This window comes from Mycobacterium venezuelense, from assembly GCF_054919535.1.
Genome location: NZ_JBONDW010000011.1, coordinates 165,149 through 182,899 on the forward strand (window position 1 = coordinate 165,149; position 17,751 = coordinate 182,899).

Consider the following 17,751-nt stretch of genomic DNA (forward strand, 5'->3'; position numbering starts at 1 on the left):
CGTACGCAGCGAGCGTGCGCGAACTGTCGCCCGGCAGCGGTGTGTCGGGCAGCAGACGCGCACGCTCGCGCAAACGGCGCTACGGCCCGATCCGGATGCGGCCCGGCTTGTAGAGCCCGCTGTGGGTGGACTCACCGAGTTCGATCTGGGCCGGCTCGGCGTCGACGATGGTGTCGAACCTGCGCAGTGAGCCCCAGTCCTGACCCCAGTCGTTCGACAGGTACGTCGACATCACCGAGGCCCGAAGCAGCAGGTCGGTGATGCCGAGCAAGCCGCCGTTGATGCCGTCCTGCCACGTGTCGGTGCTCTGCAGCTTGGCGTAGTAGTCCGGCGAGATCCGGAACTTGGGCACCTCGGTGACACCGTTGGCATGCAGCATCGGCTGCTGGCACGGGAAGGCCAAACCGACCGCCCAGTCCATCAGCACCGGCTGCTCTGATCCGACGTACTCCTGCACCGACCGGACCTCGGGCACGCGCGGCGGTGTGACGGCGATCCAGTCGCCCTGGCTCAGTGACAGGTCCTCGGCGATCACGCGTACCGCGACCGCGTCGGCGGGGATCTCGGCGCGCGGGTAGCGCAGGTTGCGCCAGGACGGCGTGGGGCCGACGTCGTATGGCTTGACCCGACCCGCGGGCACCGGAGCGCCGTCCGGGCCGCGGCGGGCGTATTCGAGTTCGACGGTCTGAGCGGTAGTCAGGCCTTCGGCGACACTGGTTCCGGTGATCGTGCCCGCGGCGGTGATGACGACCAACGGATGCGAGTCGTCGGGTGCGGGCAACTCGTACCAGGCCGACGCCAACTTGCTTTCCTGCTGTGCCCCAAGCGAATACGTTCCGGCGACGGGCACACGCGCCGGGTCGAGGCCGTAGGGAAGTGGCACGGTGGAACCGTTGATGCCGCGCGTGTCGAGCTTGGTGGGCCGATCCCAGTCGTAGTCGGTGCCGGGCTGCGGGTTGTTGAGCCTGATGGCCTCGGCAATGATGCGGTCGGGGACGCCGTTGGGGGAGAAGCCTGCCGGGTTCTCGCCGCCCAGCGGCCCGAGTGGACCGTAGTTGCCCGGCATCGCCTGCAGGAAGCCTGCGTTGGAGTCCGGTTCGACCAGGACGTCGTCGGCCAGGCCGCAGCCACCCGCGAACGCGCGGATGTTGGCCCACCCGTTGGAGTAGGTCGGGTATTGACGCACGACGCCGATCACCATGGACGCGATGAAGACGACGACCATGAAGCCGGCCGCGATCGGGACGGGTGCTGCGGTCAACCGGTCGACCAACTTGGAGTCGCCCCGGTCGGTCAGGTGGATCCAGAACGCCCATAGCGCCGCGATGGCCGACAGCGCGAAGAACACCGCGCTGACCGTGACGCCGCCGAACTCGGGCACCGAATTGTTGAACGGCGCACCGAAGTTCGAGACGTACCACCAACCGTTGGTCGACGCGAAGCAGAACGCCAGCACGAAGAACACGAGCGACAGGAACGCCATCCGGTTTCGCGCCGACCGCAGCACGGCCGGTGACACCAGCACCGTCGTGAGTGCCGCCATCGCACCGCCGACGGCGGCGAACAGCCCGAAGTGGTGAATCCACTTGGTGGGCGTGAACATCAGGAAGAACATCGTGGCGAAGATGATGCCCATGAGCCGCCACGCCGGGCCGCGTGCCACACCGGCGACCCGCTTGCGCCGCAACATCATGAACAGCGCCGGGAACAGGCACATCGCGGTGAACACGAAGGCCACGCGCCGTGAGATCGCGCCGTCGGTCGTGGGCAAAATCAGGTAGTAGTAGCGCAGGTTCTCGGTCCACCATTCCTGGCTGGGCCCGATCGCCGTGCGAATCCTCGTGGCCTCCAACACCGTTGCGAGCGTCTGGTCGGCGAACACCACGGCCAGGATCACGGTGCCCGCGGCCAGCAGCGGTGCGACGAGCGGCCACGTCCCGACCATGCGGCGCCGCCGCATCAGGATGCGCAGGATCGGCCGGCCACCGGCGAGCAGCGCGGCGACGGCGATCAGGCCCGTCGGCTGGATGCCGAGGGTGAACGCGGCCGTCGTGATCGCGAGCGCGGCCGGGGTCAGCCGGCCCGAGGTGACGGCACGTTCGATCAGCACGTAGGTGATCAGCGCGCCCGTCGCGATCTGGCCTTCGGGCCGAAGACCGTTGTTGAACGGCATCCATGCGCCCAGCAGTACGAGGCCGGCGGCCCACAGCGCGGGCCTGCTGCCCGACACGGCGGGTCCGAGTCGCGGCACCACCTCACGGGACAGCAGCAGCCAGCAGACCAGGGCGCAGACGAGGTCAGGCAGCCGAATCCAGATGCTGGCATCGCTGACGTGGGTCATCAGCGCCAGCAGGTTGTAGTACCAGCCGAACGGGTCCTCTGGGCTGCCGAACCAGCGGAAGTAGTTGGACATGTAGCCGGCGTGGTCGGCGGTGCGCGCCATCTGCAGGATGTAGCCGTCGTCGGACGAGTTGGCGCCGATGACGTACCACGCCAGGAATCCGCCGACGACGACTCCGTCGACTGCCGTGAGCGTGCGCCAGCGGGTCGGGATCAGCCGGTGCATGCGGTGACCGTCGAGCTGGTCCAGGCGCCACAGCGCGAGCAGCGCGATGACGGTCGAGATGATCGCCAGCAGCATGGCCGCGAGCTTGAGCGGTGTGGGGTGGGTCGTGAAGCGCGTATCGATCTCGGCGGACACCGACAGTCCTTGCGGCGCAGCGCCGGTGAGATCGGTGAACACCCCGACGATGGCAGGACGCAGGTTCGGGTCGGGGTAGCCGGTGCGCTGCGGAGACCCGTCGGCCTTCTTCAGACCCACGAACTCGGCGAAGGTGCCGTCGGTCGTGGACGTGATGTCGATCTGCTGGCATTCCGGGCCCGTCACGCGGTCGCGGTTGACGCTTGCGACGACGACGTTGCGCACGATCACGTCGACACGCGATTCCGAGACGCTCACCAGCATCGCGTTGAGTGCGGCGTCGCGGCCTTGCTCGGGTGCGGTGCCAAATACGAGGCCGCCATCGGCGGGCATGTCGCGCACCACCGAGCACGGCACCGTCGCGCGCAGGCTGACCGGGGCCTGGGTGATCAACGGCGCGGTGACATTGGTCAGTTGGCCCTGCTGGGGCCAGTTCAGCGTCGCCGTGGTCTGCGTGACGGGCAGCAGCGGGGTGGCCACGGCCATCACGAAGCCGAGCAGGCCCGCGATCGTGGCGACCCAGCGCGCGATCTTCACGTCCCTCATCACGGCAGGGCCCTGATCGGTCCGCCGCGACTCCAACCGAACACTCGCGTCGATCCTTCCTCGATGGCGGCGTTGGGCGCCCGATCCTGCGGCACCACCCGGATGTAGCGCTCGAGCGAACCCCAGTCGCGGTACCAGTCGTCGCGCAGATACGTCGGGATCGCCTCGGTGCGCAGCAGCGCCTGGATGAACAGGAACGGTCCGCCGTCGGCGGCCGACTGCCACTGATTGGACGAGGCCACCATCTGCTTGAAGTTCGGGATGATGCGGTACTCCGGAAGCTCGGCGACACCGAGACGTTCGGCGAACGGCCGCTGGCACGGGAAGTTCGCGGCGGTCGCGATGTCCATCAACACGGGCGTCTGGCTGCCCAGGAATTGCTGTGCGGTCTCCAGCACCGGCACGCGCGGCGGTGTGAACGCGAACCACTGGTCCTCGGACAGGTTCGGGTCGTCGGCGACGATGCGCGCGACGTTGGCCTCGGGCGGCGCCGTGGTCAGCGGGAAGCGCAGGTTGCGCCAGGCCTTCTGCTGGAAGATGTCGATCGGCTGCACCTCGTTGAGCGGCTGGTAGGAGCCGTCCGGCCGGTGCACACCCCACTGCAACTTGAGCGACTGGCCGTAGTTGAACGACCCGTCTTCCTCGTAGTACCAGATCGCGCCAGCGGCGGCGACGGTGACGAGCGGCCGGTCCGGTGTGCGGGGCGGCAACTGGTACCAGGACGACGTGGCCTTGGCCGCGACTGAAGCCAGATCTGAGCCGGGCTCAGCGAAGCTGCCCATGACCGGGGTGCGCTTGGGGTCGAGGCCGAACGGCAGGAAGACCCGCGATCCGTTGACGCCCTCGGGGCCGTAGCCGCCGCCGGTGCCGGCGGTGTAGCCGATGCCGATGTTGGGCTTGTCGACCGGGCCGTCGGAGTTGACGGTGCCGGGGTTGGCCGCGACGGGCTCGGCGGGCTCGAGTGTGTCGCTGACGCCGTTCGGGGTGAATCCGACGGGATCCTCACCGCCGAGGGGTCCGTATTCGCCGAAGCGCTGCCCGGGGACGGGCTGCAGCATGCCCGCGTTGGTGTCGGCCTCGACGAGGACCGAGTCGGCCATGGCGCAACTGTCCTCGGACAGCCCGGACCGCAACGCCGCGAGGTTGGCCGCGCCGGTGGTGTAGACGGGGTAGCGGCCTGTGGTCGCCTTGAGCATCGAGCCCAACTCCAGCACGACCATGATGGTCGCGACGATGAGCAGCGGGGTCGACGCCAGCGCACGGTTGCGGCCGGTGTCGGCGACCTCGGTGTGCCCGGCGTAGTCCATCCGGAAGTGCAGCCAGCCGGCGAGCAGGCCGCCCGCGATGGCGAGCACCAAGAAGATCGTGGTGACCGGGAAGCCGACGATGACGGGCTGCTTGTCGAACCACGGCACGCCGTAGTTGCCGACGTAGAACCAGCCGTTGAGGCCCGAGGTCGCCCAGGCCAGGATGAACAGCAGCGCGGTCACATACAGCGCAAGGTTTCGGCGGCTGTGCAAGCCGACGCGGGCGAACGCGAAGGCCGTGACACCGCCGAGGGCGCCCGCGAGACCGGCGAACGCGCCGAACTGCACGGCCCACTTCGTCGGCGTGAGCGTCAGCAGCAGCAGCCCGATGGCCGTCGTACCCGCCAGCCGCCACACCGGTCCACTGACGGCGCCGGGCACCCGGCCGCGGCGCAGCATCACCATGATCAGGCCGAACACGCACAGCAGCAGGACCAGCACCGCGAACCGGCGGGTCAGCGAGCCGTCGACACTGTCTTCGACCGTGAGGAAGTAGTACCGCAGGAACTCCTGGTACCAGGGGATGGTCGGCCCGACGACGTACTTGATGCGCACCGACTCGGCGACGGTCGCCAGCGTCTGGTCGCGGAACACGATGACGAAGACGAGCGCGGCCGACGCCGCGAGCGGGGCCAGTGAGGCCAGCATCCCGTCGGTTCCGCGGCGCGCGGACACGATCCGCCCGATCGCGCGGGCGCCGACCAGCAGCGGGGCCAACGCGATGAGACCCTGCGGCGCGAGCGTGACCGAGAACATCGCGATGACGATCGCGATGGCGGCGGGCAACAGCCGTCGGGTGCCGATCGTGCGCTCGACGAGTATCCAGACCGCGACGACGGCGAAGGCGATGAGCGGTTCGGGCCGCAGCCCGTTGTTGAACGGCAGCCAGGCCGCGAGGAACGTCGCGCCTGCCGTCAACACCGCGACCCGGTTCGCGGCGACGCGCCTGCCGATCCTGGGCAGGACGGCGCGGCTGATGATGAGCCACGTCGCGATGGCGGCCGCGGTCGCGGGCAGCCGCATCCAGACGCTGTCGGTGCTGATCGCGGCGAGGTGCGCCAAGACGCTCTGATACCAGTCGAACGGCGCTTCGGTGGCGCCGAAGTACCGGTAGTAGTTGGCCGAGTAGCCGGCTTCCGCGGAGACCCGGGCGATCGTGAGGTTGTAGCCGTCATCGGAGGACAGGGCGCCGACGACGTGCCAGGCGAGCAGGCCGCCGATGACGCCGGCGTCGGTCAGCCAGGTCCACAATCCCGCCCGGGGGCGGCTGCGGGGCGGCCGTCTGCCGGATACGCGGTCGAGCAGGTACAGCGCGACGATCGAGGCGATCACGCAACCCACGCCGAGCACCATCACGAGCAGCTTGAGAGAAGTAGGTGAGGTGATGAACCGGGTGTCGACGTCGACCCGCGCCGAAAGCCCGGGCTGCGGCGCGACGTCGAGATCGGTGAACAGACCCGAGACCTGTGGGCGCTTGTCGACGGGCAGTGTCCCGGTTGCGCCGGGGATGCCGACGAAGTCGGCGCCGACGGCACCGACGTTCGCCCACACGCGGATCTCACTGCAGGCGCCGGAGTTCACCGCGGCCCGTGGCGCGACGGCGGCGACGGTGTCGCGAAATGCGACGTAGACGACGTCGGCGTTCGCGCGGACGAACATGCCGTTACGGCCGGCTTCGATACCGCCGGCGGGGTTCGTGGAGAACACGACACCGCCGTCGGCGGGCAGCGTCGCGACGGTGCGACACGGGATCGCGACGTCGAGTGACTTGGGCGCGCCGGCCACCAAGGGCGCGGTCACATCGGTGATGTTGCCGTCGGCCCCGGTGCCCTGCGGCCACAGGACCGTCGCAGTGGTCTGCTCGACCGGCAGCAGCGGAACCAATCCGCACAACAGCACGCCTGCGATGCCGGCGATGACGGCGATCAGGCGTGCGATGCGGGACGGCTGGTTCGCTGCGCTGTCTGCTGTTCGCTCACGCTGTTCATCGCCCGGCACGAGGGTCGATCGTAGGCGACCCACATGTGAGGGCCGGTTTCCCCTGCCGACCGGCTCAGCTCAGGCGCAGCGGCGCGGGGCTCCACAGTCCGCTGCGCGTGGCTGTCCCGAGGTCGAGTCGCGCCGGTTCGGCGTTCGGGTACCACGGCGTCAACCGCTGCAGTGAACCCCAGTCGCGGAACCAGTCGTCCTTGAGGTAGGTCGGCACACTCGACGGCCGCAGCAGCAGCTCCGAGATGCCCAGCGGGCCGCCGCCCAGGTAGTCCATCACCGGGGAGTTGGCCTCGGCGCCGAACCGGTCCGGCAGGATGCGCCACTTGGGCACCTCCGTCACGCCGTATTGGTGGCCGAACGGCCGCTGGCACGGGAACGCCAGGCCGACGAGCCAGTCGAGCAGCACCGGATCGGATGAGCCGACCACTTCCTGAAGGGTGCGCAGCTGCGGGATCCGCGGGGGTGTCAGGGCGATCCAGTGCTGTGGTGCGAGATCGTCGTCGGTGGCCACCAAACGGATCTGGGTGGCCTCGCGCGGGATGGCGGCCAGCGGCGCACGCAGGTTGCGCCATGCCGGCGCGGCTCCGACATCGGCGAACCCGATGCCGCCGCCCGGTTTGTTCGCCGCGGCGCCCTCGTCGGTGGCCCACTGGACAAGGACCTCGCCCGGATCGAAGCGTCCGGCCGCCGCGACCACGAGCAGCGGCCCGGCCTGGTCGCGATCGGGCAGCCGGTACCACGCCGAGCGCATGACCGCGGGCTGCTGGGTGCCAGCCCGCCAGCTGCCGAGCACGGGTGTGGTGGCCGGGTTCAGGCCGTAGGGCAGCCGGGCGCGTGAGCCGTTGACGCCCGCGGCCGCGGTTGTCCCGCCCTCGGTCCCCACCTCACTGCCGGTGACGGTTTCGGAGTCGGTGTCGGCGAAGTTGTCCGAGCCGGGCTGTTCCATCACCGGGTCGGCCGAGACGTCGGACGGTATGCCGTTGGGTCCGAAGCCCTGCGAGATGACAGCGCCGAGCGCCTCACCGGGTGGTTCACCGATGGGCGCCAGCATGCCTGCGTTGGCGTTCTCCTCGACCATGACGTCGTCGGCCAGCCCGCAGCCCTTGCCGGTGAGCGCTTCCAAGTTGGAGCGGCCGACGGACCAGGCGGGGTACTGGTTCGTCATCGCGAGCGTCAGGGACACCACCTCGAACATCACGAGCAGCCAGGCCGCGATCGCGAGCGGTGACTGCATGATGCGTTGCCATCGGCGCTGTGGTCCGTCCGGTGACTCGTCGCGGCCGCTGAAGTGGAACCACGCCGCGCCGAGCAGTGCCAGCACCGACAGGCCAAGCAGGATGGTCGTGAAGCCGAACTTCCACTCCGGGAATGAGTTCGACCACGGCACACCGAAGTTCGACACGTACCACCAGCCGTTGACGGTCGCGAACGACAGCGCCATCACGAACAGCACTGCGGCGGCGAACATGGACCGGTTGCGCCGGGATTTCATGGCCGCGGCCATCACCGCGACGGCGGCCAGCGCGCCGAGCGATCCGGCGAGGCCCGCGAACACGCCGAAGTGGTGCGTCCACTTGGTGGGGGTGAACATCATCGCGAAGAACGAGATGATCGTGATGCCGACGATGCGCCGGCTCGGCCCCGCCGCGGTGCCGGGGATCCGGCCCTTGCGCAGCGACATCGCGACCGAAACCGCGAGCGCCAGAAGCAGAGTCAGGACCGCGAACCGGCGGGCCACCGACCCGTCCGGGCTCGTGGTGAACAGGCGCGAGTAGCGGATGTGCTCGTCGAACCACGCGAGGCTCGGGCCGACCGATGACTTGAATGTGCTCGCCTGGATCTCGCCGGCGAGGGTCTGGTCGCGGAAGATCAGGATGATGGTCACGGTGCAGGCCGCGAGGATCGGGGCCAGCAGTGCCAGGTAGCCGAACCGTGAAGTATGGCGCGCGACAATGGTTTTCAGTGGTCCGACGGCGACGAGAAGCGCGCCGACGGCCGCGATGCCGGTCGGTCCGGAGAACAGCGTGAGCGCACCGATGATGATCGCGATGGCCACCGGGAGCATGCGGTTGGTGGCCACGCCACGCTCCACCGAGCACCAGGTCAGCAGGATGCCCAGCGCGATGATGGGCTCGGGCCGCAGCCCGTTGTTGAGCGGTAGCCAGAAGGCCAGGAACATGCCTGCGGCCGTCCATGCCGCGGCCCGGTTGACCTTGACCGCGTGGCCGAGTCGCGGCAGCACCTCGCGGCTGATCACCCACCAGCACGCGAGGGCCATCACCAGGGTGGGCAGACGCATCCAGACGCTGTTCGTCGAGACATGGGCCCACAGCGCGAGCAGGTCGTAGTACCAGCCGAACGGGGCCTCGGGGGTGCCGAACCAGCGGTAGTAGTTCGCCATGTAGCCGGCGTGCTCGGACACCCTGGCCATGGTCAAGATGTAGCCGTCGTCGGACGTGTTGGCGCCGACGAAGTGCCACCACACCAAGACCGCGGTGACAAGTCCGTCCAGCGGTGTCATCGACCACCAGCGCGGCGGCAGGAACCGCCGGTGGCGTACCCCGTCGGCGGTGTCGAGCACGTGCAGTGCGCCCAGCGCGATGATGGTCATCGCGACGCCGACGATCATCGCGAGCATCTTGAGCAGCGTGGGTGCGCTGCTGTATCTCGAGTCGATCGTCGCCGAGAACTTCAGGCCGTCCGGCGCGGGCCCGGACAGGTCGGTGAAGACGCCGACGATCTGCGGGCGGAAGTCATAGCCGCCGCGCTCGCCGCGCAGCGGTTCGCCCGGATCGTCGTCGTCAGGGCCTTGGGTGAGGCCGACGAACTCGCCGGTCACCTTGTCGGCGTGGGCGGTGAAGGTCAGGTACTGACAGGCCGGGCTGAGCACCTGGTCCATCGGGGCGCTGACCACCGGGGTGTTGCGGACGATGACGAGCAGATCGTTGTTGACCCGTTCGATCAACAGTCCGCGGTCGATCGCCTTGGGGGCCTGCTTGGGCACCGTCGACAGGAGCACCGACCGGCCCCGGTCGCGGGGATCGGCCAGGCCGGCGGCCGCCTGGCAGGGCACGGTGATGGTCAGGTCGGTCGCGACGTAGCCGATCAGCGGTGCGTTGACGCTCTGCCAGACGCCGTTCTGCGGCCAGTTGAGCTCGGCGGTGGTCTGCTTGACGGGCAGCAGCGGCGTCGCCACCGCCATCAGCACACCGAGCAAACCCGCGACAATCGCGATGAGCCGGGCGGTCCGGTGGTTGCTGCCCTGTGCGATCACGGGCTTTGATGCTAATGGCGCGTCTGTGCCGGAATTAATGGCCATCGGGAGTGGGCTTCCTGATCGCGAGCACGAACGGCCCGATGTCGGATACCTCGAATCGCGGATCGTCGAACAGCGCCGAGTCCAGCTGCACGTGATAGCGCCGCACGTTGGGCTGATTCGGGTACACATCCGAGGCCAGCCGCAGCGTGTAGGTGTCGTTCGCGCCGTGCCGCATCAGGAACACCGTCGGCGGCTCCCACGGCAGATCGTCGAGTGCTTTGACGAATTGGTCAGCGGTGCTCAGCGTGGCCCAGCCTTCGATGGCCTCGGCGCGCTTGTCGAACTGGGCGAGCGGGTTCGCGTAGTGCGACGTCAGCCCCTGAAAACCGTAGTAGGGGTAATACGACAGGAAGCTGTAGTCGGCGGTGAGCACGACAGTCTGGTTGCGGGGCACCCCGGTGGTTTCGAGAATCTTGGCGTCGATCTCGCGGTAGTAGCGCTCGGCGCCCGGTGGTCTCCGGTCGGCGCGCTGTCCGGTGCCGTCGGTGTCGGTGTAGGCGACGTTGATGTCGGGCCGCAGCACGTCGGGGATGTCCTGACTGAAGGTGACGGCGCCGATGGCGCCCACCGCGGTCGCCGCGAGGATGACGCGGCGCGCCGTTTCCGGCCGGTAACGCCGGGCGATCGCCAGCGTCGCCTCGATGAACCCGAACGCCCCCGCGGTGGTGAGCAGCACGGTCAACGTGGGCTGCAGCCGGAACGACAGCAACGTGGTGCCCGCAAGCGTGGTGAGCATCGACAGCAGTGACCACGCGTACACCGCGAGCACGGCGATGGCGAGCGCGCCGGCCCGCGTCGAAGTGCGCGCACGGACCACGAGCCACAGCGTGCCGACCATGCACAGCGCGCCGAGCAGCGTGAAGCTGAGCATCGGGAACGTCAGCTGTGCCCCGGCGTCGGGCAGGTAGTGCTGGGCGGTGCCGGTCTCGGCGGGTTCGCCCCGCAGCGCGGCGAGCAGGTAGGGCGCCCACGTGAGCAGCGCGATCAGCCCGGAGATCACCGCGATGACCGCGAGCCGCAGGAGTGGTTCGATGCTGCGGCGGGAGACGGCCAGGCACAGCGCCATGATGGTGAGAGTGAACGCGGCGTAGCCGAGCAAGAGGGTGTAGAAGAGCGCGGCGACGCCGAGGAAGATCCCGACGCCGACGACCGCGGCCCACCCACCGTTGCGGGGGCGGCCGCTGAGCCCCGACCAGGCCAGCACGAACACCGGAGGCAACAGCACCGTGATGATCGCGGCGTACGGTTCGGCGGGTGAGTAGGCGAGCATCGCGGCAGTGCTCGCCGTGGTGACGATCAGCGCGTACTCGAAGCGGATCATCGCCGACCACAACACGAATGCGAGCGCGACGGCGATCGTGATCGACACGATGGCCCAGGGTTTGAACATCTCCCACGCCGGGGTGCCGGTCGCCGCGGCGATGCGGCCGCCCATCCAGAACCAGCCCGCCGGATAGTACGGCGGCAGGCCGATGTAGGTCATGTCGTGCAGGCCGGCGGTGTCGGTGAGCCGCGTCAGGTATTCGGTGCGGAACTGCTGGTCGACCGAGATGCCGAACAGGTAGAGCTTGGTGGCGCCGAGCGGCATGGCGATCGTCACGACCGAGAATGCCGAGAGGAAGATGAGCGCAAACAGCCGGGCCAGGGTGCGGCGGCCCAGCCGCCAGATCAGCCCGGCGGCGAACAAGCCTGCCAGACAACCGAACTGGCCCACCGTGGTGAGCGCGTGCAGTTGGTTGGAGGTGTTGTAGGCGGGCCACTCGACGCGGGCGATCGCCGCGATCGCCACCCCGGCCACCGCCGAGGAGATCAGCACGGCGATCAGCATCTGGCCGAGAGCCCTGCCCGCCGGCGCCGCCCCCATCAGATCGGAAGCTTGCGGAAGATGGGCCGCGGAATATGCCGCAACACCATCATCACGTACCGGAACGCGCCCGGGGCCCACACCAGTTCTTTGCCTTTCGCCGCCGAGGTTACGGCCAGTTCGGCGACGTACTCCTTGTCGACGGTCAGCGGTGCTTCCTTGACGTGGGCGCTCATGCGGGTGCGCACCTGGCCGGGCCGGATGACGAGCACCCGGACCCCGAACTCGCGCAGTGCCTCACCGAGGCCGAGGTAGAACCCGTCGAGCCCAGCCTTCGTGGAGCCGTAGACGAAGTTGGATCGGCGCACGCGCTCGCCTGCTGCCGAGCTCATCGCGATGATTTGGCCCCAGCCCTGCTCGCGCATCTTCTCGCCGAGCAGCACGCCGACGGAAACTGCTGCGGTGTAATTGATTTCGGCGATCTGGACGGCCTTGCGCTGGTTCTGCCACAGTTCTTCGGCGTCGCCGAGCAAGCCGAACGCCACGATCGCCACATCCACGTCGCCGCCCGAGAACGCCTTCTCGATCACGGCCGGGTGGCTCTCGGTGTCGACGGCGTCGAAGTCGATCACCTCGACCGAGCTCGCACCCGCGTTGCGCATCTGTGTCGCGGCATCGTCGCGGCCGGGATCGTCGGGCAGCGCGGCCAGCACGACTCGGGCCGAGGCATTGCGCAGATAGCGCGCACAGATCGCCAGCCCGATTTCGGAGGTGCCGCCGAGCAGCAGAATCGTCTGGGGGTTACCTACGGCGTCGAACACCATCTAGCGCAGCTCCAAGCCTCGGGGACATCGTGACGAGGGTACCGTGCGAGTCCCGCTCCAACGCCGAACGCCCAGGCCGGCCAACTGGCCGGCCTGGGCGTCCAGGCACTTGTCCGGCGTTACTTCGCGACGTCGAACCGGTCGGCGTCCATCACCTTGACCCATGCCGCGACGAAGTCCTTGACAAACTTGTCCTTGGAGTCGTCCTCGGCGTAGACCTCCGCCAACGCCCGCAGCTGCGAGTTCGAACCGAACAGCAGGTCGACCCGGCTGGCCGTGTACTTCTGCGCACCGCTGGCCCGGTCGGTACCGACGTAGGTGCCGTCGTCAGCCGGCGACGGCGCCCACTTGGTGCTCATGTCGGTGAGGTTGACGAAGAAGTCGTTCGTCAGCTGGCCCGGACGGTCGGTGAGCACACCGAGCTTGGTGCCGCCGTGGTTGATGTCCAGCCCACGCAGGCCACCGAGCAGCACCGTCATCTCGGGCGCCGTCAGGTTGAGCAGGTTGGCCCGGTCGATGAGGTGGTACTCGGCCGGGTACTGCAGACCCTTGCCCGCGTAGTTGCGGAAGCCGTCGGCCTTGGGCTCCAGGTAGGAGAACGACTCGACGTCGGTCTGCTCCTGGGTGGCGTCGCCGCGGCCCGAGGTGAACGGCACCTCGATGTCGTGGCCTGCCGCCTTGGCCGCCGTCTCGACACCGACGTTGCCCGCGAGCACGACCAGGTCGGCGAACGACACGTCGACGCCAGCGCCGGCCTGGATCTCCTCCAGCTTGCCGATCACCTGGGCGAGGTCGTCGGCTTCGTTGACCTCCCAGCCGAGCTGCGGCTGCAGCCGGATCCGGCCGCCGTTGGCGCCACCGCGCATGTCGCTGTGGCGGTACGACGACGCTGCCTTCCACGCGGTCGAAACCAGTTGCTGCACAGTCAGGCCCGACTCGGCGATCGCGGTCTTGAGCTTCGCGACGTCGTCGGCGGACAGCGGCTTGCCTGCCGGGATGACGTCCTGCCACTGCCAGGTCTGCTTCGGCACGAGCGGCCCGAGGTAGCGGGTCACCGGGCCCATGTCACGGTGCAGCAGCTTGAACCACGCCTTGGCGTACTCCTCGGCGAGCTCCTCCGGGTGATCCAGCCAGCGGCGGGTGATCTTCTCGTAGATCGGGTCCATCCGCATTGACAGGTCGGTGGTCAGCATCGACGGGTGGGTCTTGCCGCTGCCCTGCGCCATCGGCACCGAGTTGGCCCAGCCGTTGTCCTTGGGCTTCCACTGGTGGGCGCCTGCGGGGCTCTTGGTGAGCTCCCACTCGTTGCTGTAGAGGATCTCCAGGAAGCTGTTGTCCCACTTGGTCGGAGTGTGGGTCCAGGTCACCTCGAGGCCGCTGCTGACGGTTTCGTTGCCGACGCCCGAGTTGGCCCAGCCGAGTCCCATCTGCTCAAGCGGTGCGGCTTCGGGCTCGGGGCCGTTCTCGACCTCGGTGGCCCCGTGGGTCTTGCCGAAGGTGTGGCCACCGACGATCAGCGCGGCGGTCTCGATGTCGTTCATCGCCATGCGGCCGAAGGTCTCGCGGATGTCGATGGCCGCGGCCACCGGATCGGGATTGCCTTCTGGGCCTTCGGGGTTCACGTAGATCAGGCCCATGTGGCTGGCGCCGAGCGGGTTCTCCAGTTTGGTGCGGTCGCCGTTGGCGCCGGCGTAACGGTCCTGCGAGCCCAGCCACTCGTGCTCGGCGCCCCAGTAGATGTCCTCCTCGGGCTCCCAGTAGTCCGGGCGGCCGAATGCGAAGCCTGCGGTCTTGAAGCCCATGTGCTCCATGGCCCGGTTGCCCGCGTAGACGATCAGGTCAGACCACGAGATCTTCTTGCCGTACTTCTTCTTGAGCGGCCAGAGCAGGCGGCGGGCCTTGTCCAGGCTGACGTTGTCCGGCCAGCTGTTGAGCGGCGCGAAGCGCTGCATGCCCTTGCCGCCACCGCCGCGGCCGTCCTCCACGCGGTAGGTACCCGCGGCGTGCCACGACATGCGGACGAACAGCGGACCGTAGTGGCCGAAGTCTGCGGGCCACCACTCCTGGGAGTTGGTCAGCAGCTCGTCGAAATCCTTTTGGAACTGCTCGAAGTCGAGAGTCTGCACGGCTTCGCGGTAGTCGTAGCCCTCGTCCATGGGGTCGATGGCCTCGGGATCCTTCTGCAGGATCTTCAGGTTGACCGCGTTGGGCCACCAGTCCCGGTTGCTGCCACCCTCGACGGGCGGCTTGATGCGCATGGGGCAGCCTGCGGCGGGCTCGGTTTGGGCTTCACCAATCGGAGGGTGTGTTTCGGCTTCGGCCATGACAAATCCTTTCCGGGGCTGTCGGTTAAGGGTGTTAACTACGTGGCGCGGTGGAGCATTCGGGGCAGAAGCCCCAGTAGACGACCTCGGCTTCGTCGATCAAGAACCCGTGGTCGTCGGACGCGGTCAGGCAGGGGGCTGCCCCGACCGCACAGTCGACGTCGGCGATGGCACCGCACGACCGGCATACGACGTGATGGTGGTTGTCGCCGACTCGTGACTCGTAGCGAGCCACGGAGCCGGAGGGCTGGATGCGCCGTACCAGGCGCGCTGCCGTCAACGCGTGCAGCGAGTCGTACACGGCCTGGTGCGACACCTCGGGCAACTCTTCTCGTACGGCGCGGATGATCGTGTCCGTGTCGGCGTGCGGGTGCGTGTGCACCGCACTGAGAACTGCCACCCGAGGGCGGGTCACGCGCATGTCGGCTCTCCGCAGCATGTGCTGGAAGTCCGTAGTCGTGGCCACGGAAAGAAGTCTTACTGCTTTTCTGGAATTAGTCAAGAATAAAGTTCTCGCCGACTTCGGACGCGAGCGAGAGCACTGCTCTTGACTGCCGAGCCCGTCAACAGGCACGATGAAGCCCTGGAATCAGAGCAGTGCTCTCGGAAAGGAAAAGTGGTGTCGCTGCACGTCATCATAGGAGCAGGCGCAGTCGGATCAGCCACCGCAACTCTGCTCGCCGAGCGCGGAGAACACGTGAGGATCGTGAGCCGTCGCGGCTCGGGCCCGCAGCACACCGGCATCGAGAAGGTGGCGGCGGATGCGACGGACGCCGATCGGCTCAGCGGCATCGCGGACGGTGCCACGGCGCTCTACAACTGCCTTAGCCCCGAATATCACCGATGGCTCACCGACTGGCCGCCGCTGACCTCCGCCCTACTGACCGCAGCCGAGCGAACGGGGGCGGTGTACGCGATGACCGGCAACCTTTACGGCTACGGCGAAGTCGACGGACCGATCACCGACAACACACCGCTCGCGGCAACACATCCCAAACTGAAGCTACGAGCCGACATGTGGCGTGAAGCCCATGCCGCTGCGGAGTCCGGCCGCATCAAGGCCGTCACGGAGGTCCGCGCAGGTGACTACATCGAGGCCAACTCGATCTTTACGTTCGTGCTGGACAAGCCATTACGGGCCGGAAGGCGAGCCTATGTGCCGCACGTCGGCGCACTGGACGTGCCGCACTCGTGGACTTCGATCGCCGATGTCGCCCGCACTCTCGTGGCCACTGCCACCGACGAGCGAGCGTGGAATCGCGCATGGCTCGTACCCAGTAATCCACCGATGACCATCCGCCAGATCGCCGAGAAATTCACTGACGTAATCGGTGCGCCCAAGCCGAAACTGACGTCGATACCCGGTCCGGTGCAATGGGGTTACGGGCTTTTCAACCCGTTCGTGCGGGAACTGGCTGTCACGCGTTACCAGTGGGTCAAGCCGTTCACGTTCGATGCCTCGAGCACCGAACGCACCTTTCGACTGAGGCCGACAGACCTCGATGCCGCACTGCGCGCGGTCAAGCCTGTCGGCAGATCGGCGGCCTAGAGAAGCTCCAGCCGGCGGGCCATGTCGGACACGAAGACGCCGTCGGGGTCAACTTTGCGCCGGACCGCGATCCACTCGTCGATGCGCGGATACATGGCGTGGAACGTCTCGGCCGTGGTGCGCGAATCCTTGGCCGTGTAGAGGCGCCCGCCGAATTCCAGGACGCGCTTGTCGAGATCGTTGAGGAACTCGTTCAGCCCGGCCTTGATCGGGAAGTCCACGCACACGTTCCAGCCCGGGATCGGGAAGCTCAGCGGTGCCTGGTTGCCGGGACCGAACAGCTTGAAGACGTTGAGGAACGAGTAGTGCCCCGAACGCTGGATGTCGTAGATGATGTCCTTGAACTCTTCGACGGCCTCGGTGGGCACCACGAACTGGTACTGGCCGAATCCAGCGGAGCCGTAGGCGCGATTCCACTCCCCGAACATGTCGAGCGGGTGATAGAACTGCGTCAGGTTCTGCACTTTGTTGCGGTATGTGCCCGACTTGCGGTACCACAACTCGCCGATCGGCACGAACGTGAACTTGTTGGCGAGCCCGTTCGGGAAGATGTCGGGCAGGGTAAGCAGTTGCGGCGCATCGAATTTCAGCGGATTTTTCTGCAGTTTGGGCGGCAGTTGGTCGAGCTTGGCCAGCGAGCCGCGGGAGATCGCGGCCCGGCCCAGTTTGGGTGGCTTGCTGATCGCGTCGAACCACGCGCTCGAGTAGGTGTAGTTCGACTCGCTGCCGTCACTGTGGAACGCGATGGTCTCGTCGAGGGTCTTCGTCACGTCGCCGTCGGCGATGAAGTAGGCCGTCTCGGTCGGCGTCATCTCGATCGTCGCACGCAGGATGATGCCGGTAAGGCCGTTGCCGCCCACCGTCGCCCAGAAGAGTTCGGACTCGGGTCCGTCCGGGGTCAGGTGGCGGACCTCGCCGTTGGCGGTCAGCAGTTCCATCGAGCGCACGTGGTTGCCGAAGCTGCCCGCACTGTGGTGGTTCTTGCCGTGGATGTCGCAGCCGATCGCGCCACCGATCGTGACCTGGCGCGTACCCGGCAGCACCGGCACCCACAAGCCATGGGGGAGTGCGGCTTTCATCAACTGGTCGAGGTTGACCCCGCCGTCGACATCGACCAGCCTGGTGCCTGCGTCGATCGAGTGGATGCGGTTGAGCGCGGACATGTCGATGACGAGGCCGCCACCGTTCTGGGCGTTGTCCCCGTACGAGCGTCCGAGGCCGCGCGCGATCACGCCGCGGCCACCCTTTTCGGCCGCGGCCACGACGGCCTTGATGATGACCTCGGGGTCACGGGTCGACAGCACGTGCGCATAGGTCGGTGCGGTGCGCCCCCAGCCCATCAGGCGTTTGGTGGTGGTCGGAAACTCGGTGGTTGCCATCGTCCC

9 protein-coding genes are annotated in these 17,751 nt (G+C 67.9%); 1 reads left to right on the forward strand and 8 read right to left on the reverse strand.

Going from position 1 to position 17,751, the window contains the following annotated elements; genetic code table 11:
- Positions 1–79: 79 nt before the first annotated feature.
- The 7 genes from ACRCUN_RS19675 to ACRCUN_RS19705 form a co-directional block, all read right to left on the reverse strand.
- Entirely contained in the window at positions 80–3,247 is a 3,168-nt protein-coding gene (locus tag ACRCUN_RS19675) for an arabinosyltransferase domain-containing protein (protein WP_462143302.1), read from the reverse strand.
- On the reverse strand, positions 3,247–6,552 hold the full coding sequence (locus ACRCUN_RS19680; RefSeq protein WP_462143303.1) for an arabinosyltransferase domain-containing protein: 3,306 nt from the start codon (positions 6,550–6,552) through the stop codon (positions 3,247–3,249). Before ACRCUN_RS19680 ends, ACRCUN_RS19675 begins: the two co-directional genes overlap by 1 nt.
- Positions 6,553–6,607: 55 nt before the next feature.
- Entirely contained in the window at positions 6,608–9,865 is a 3,258-nt protein-coding gene (locus ACRCUN_RS19685) for an arabinosyltransferase domain-containing protein (RefSeq protein ID WP_462143304.1), read from the reverse strand.
- A complete protein-coding gene (locus ACRCUN_RS19690; protein WP_462143305.1) occupies positions 9,855–11,729 on the reverse strand; it encodes a galactan 5-O-arabinofuranosyltransferase in 1,875 nt (624 codons plus the stop codon). The genes ACRCUN_RS19685 and ACRCUN_RS19690 overlap by 11 nt, the downstream gene beginning before the upstream one ends.
- Positions 11,729–12,493, reverse strand: a complete 765-nt coding sequence (locus tag ACRCUN_RS19695; RefSeq protein WP_462143306.1) for a decaprenylphospho-beta-D-erythro-pentofuranosid-2-ulose 2-reductase — start codon at positions 12,491–12,493, stop codon at positions 11,729–11,731. The genes ACRCUN_RS19690 and ACRCUN_RS19695 overlap by 1 nt, the downstream gene beginning before the upstream one ends.
- Positions 12,494–12,612: 119 nt before the next feature.
- Complete coding sequence (katG, locus tag ACRCUN_RS19700; RefSeq protein WP_462143307.1) at positions 12,613–14,817, reverse strand: catalase/peroxidase HPI; 2,205 nt, start codon at positions 14,815–14,817, stop codon at positions 12,613–12,615.
- A 34-nt stretch (positions 14,818–14,851) separates the two neighbouring features.
- The gene (locus tag ACRCUN_RS19705) at positions 14,852–15,256 is read right to left on the reverse strand and encodes a Fur family transcriptional regulator (protein WP_462143336.1); all 405 of its coding nucleotides are present in this window, start codon (positions 15,254–15,256) and stop codon (positions 14,852–14,854) included.
- A 180-nt stretch (positions 15,257–15,436) separates the two neighbouring features.
- On the opposite strand from ACRCUN_RS19705, the gene ACRCUN_RS19710 reads away from it, so the two are divergent.
- Positions 15,437–16,366 carry an NAD-dependent epimerase/dehydratase family protein gene (locus ACRCUN_RS19710; RefSeq protein WP_462143308.1) on the forward strand — a complete coding sequence of 310 codons (930 nt, stop codon included), beginning with the start codon at positions 15,437–15,439 and terminating at the stop codon, positions 16,364–16,366.
- Here ACRCUN_RS19710 and ACRCUN_RS19715 read toward each other — a convergent pair.
- Entirely contained in the window at positions 16,363–17,745 is a 1,383-nt protein-coding gene (locus ACRCUN_RS19715) for a decaprenylphosphoryl-beta-D-ribose oxidase (RefSeq protein ID WP_462143309.1), read from the reverse strand. The genes ACRCUN_RS19710 and ACRCUN_RS19715 overlap by 4 nt on opposite strands.
- Between the last annotated feature and the right edge of the window lie 6 nt (positions 17,746–17,751).

What these genes read in the sequence shown, in the direction of transcription:
- ACRCUN_RS19675 (WP_462143302.1), bottom strand. Translation starts at nt 3,247, where the DNA reads ATGAGGGACGTGAAGATCGCGCGCTGGGTCGCCACGATCGCGGGCCTG.
- ACRCUN_RS19685 (WP_462143304.1), bottom strand. Translation starts at nt 9,865, where the DNA reads ATGGCCATTAATTCCGGCACAGACGCGCCATTAGCATCAAAGCCCGTG.
- ACRCUN_RS19690 (WP_462143305.1), bottom strand. Translation starts at nt 11,729, where the DNA reads ATGGGGGCGGCGCCGGCGGGCAGGGCTCTCGGCCAGATGCTGATCGCC.
- ACRCUN_RS19695 (WP_462143306.1), bottom strand. Translation starts at nt 12,493, where the DNA reads ATGGTGTTCGACGCCGTAGGTAACCCCCAGACGATTCTGCTGCTCGGC.
- katG (WP_462143307.1), bottom strand. Translation starts at nt 14,817, where the DNA reads ATGGCCGAAGCCGAAACACACCCTCCGATTGGTGAAGCCCAAACCGAG.
- ACRCUN_RS19705 (WP_462143336.1), bottom strand. Translation starts at nt 15,256, where the DNA reads ATGCTGCGGAGAGCCGACATGCGCGTGACCCGCCCTCGGGTGGCAGTT.
- ACRCUN_RS19715 (WP_462143309.1), bottom strand. Translation starts at nt 17,745, where the DNA reads ATGGCAACCACCGAGTTTCCGACCACCACCAAACGCCTGATGGGCTGG.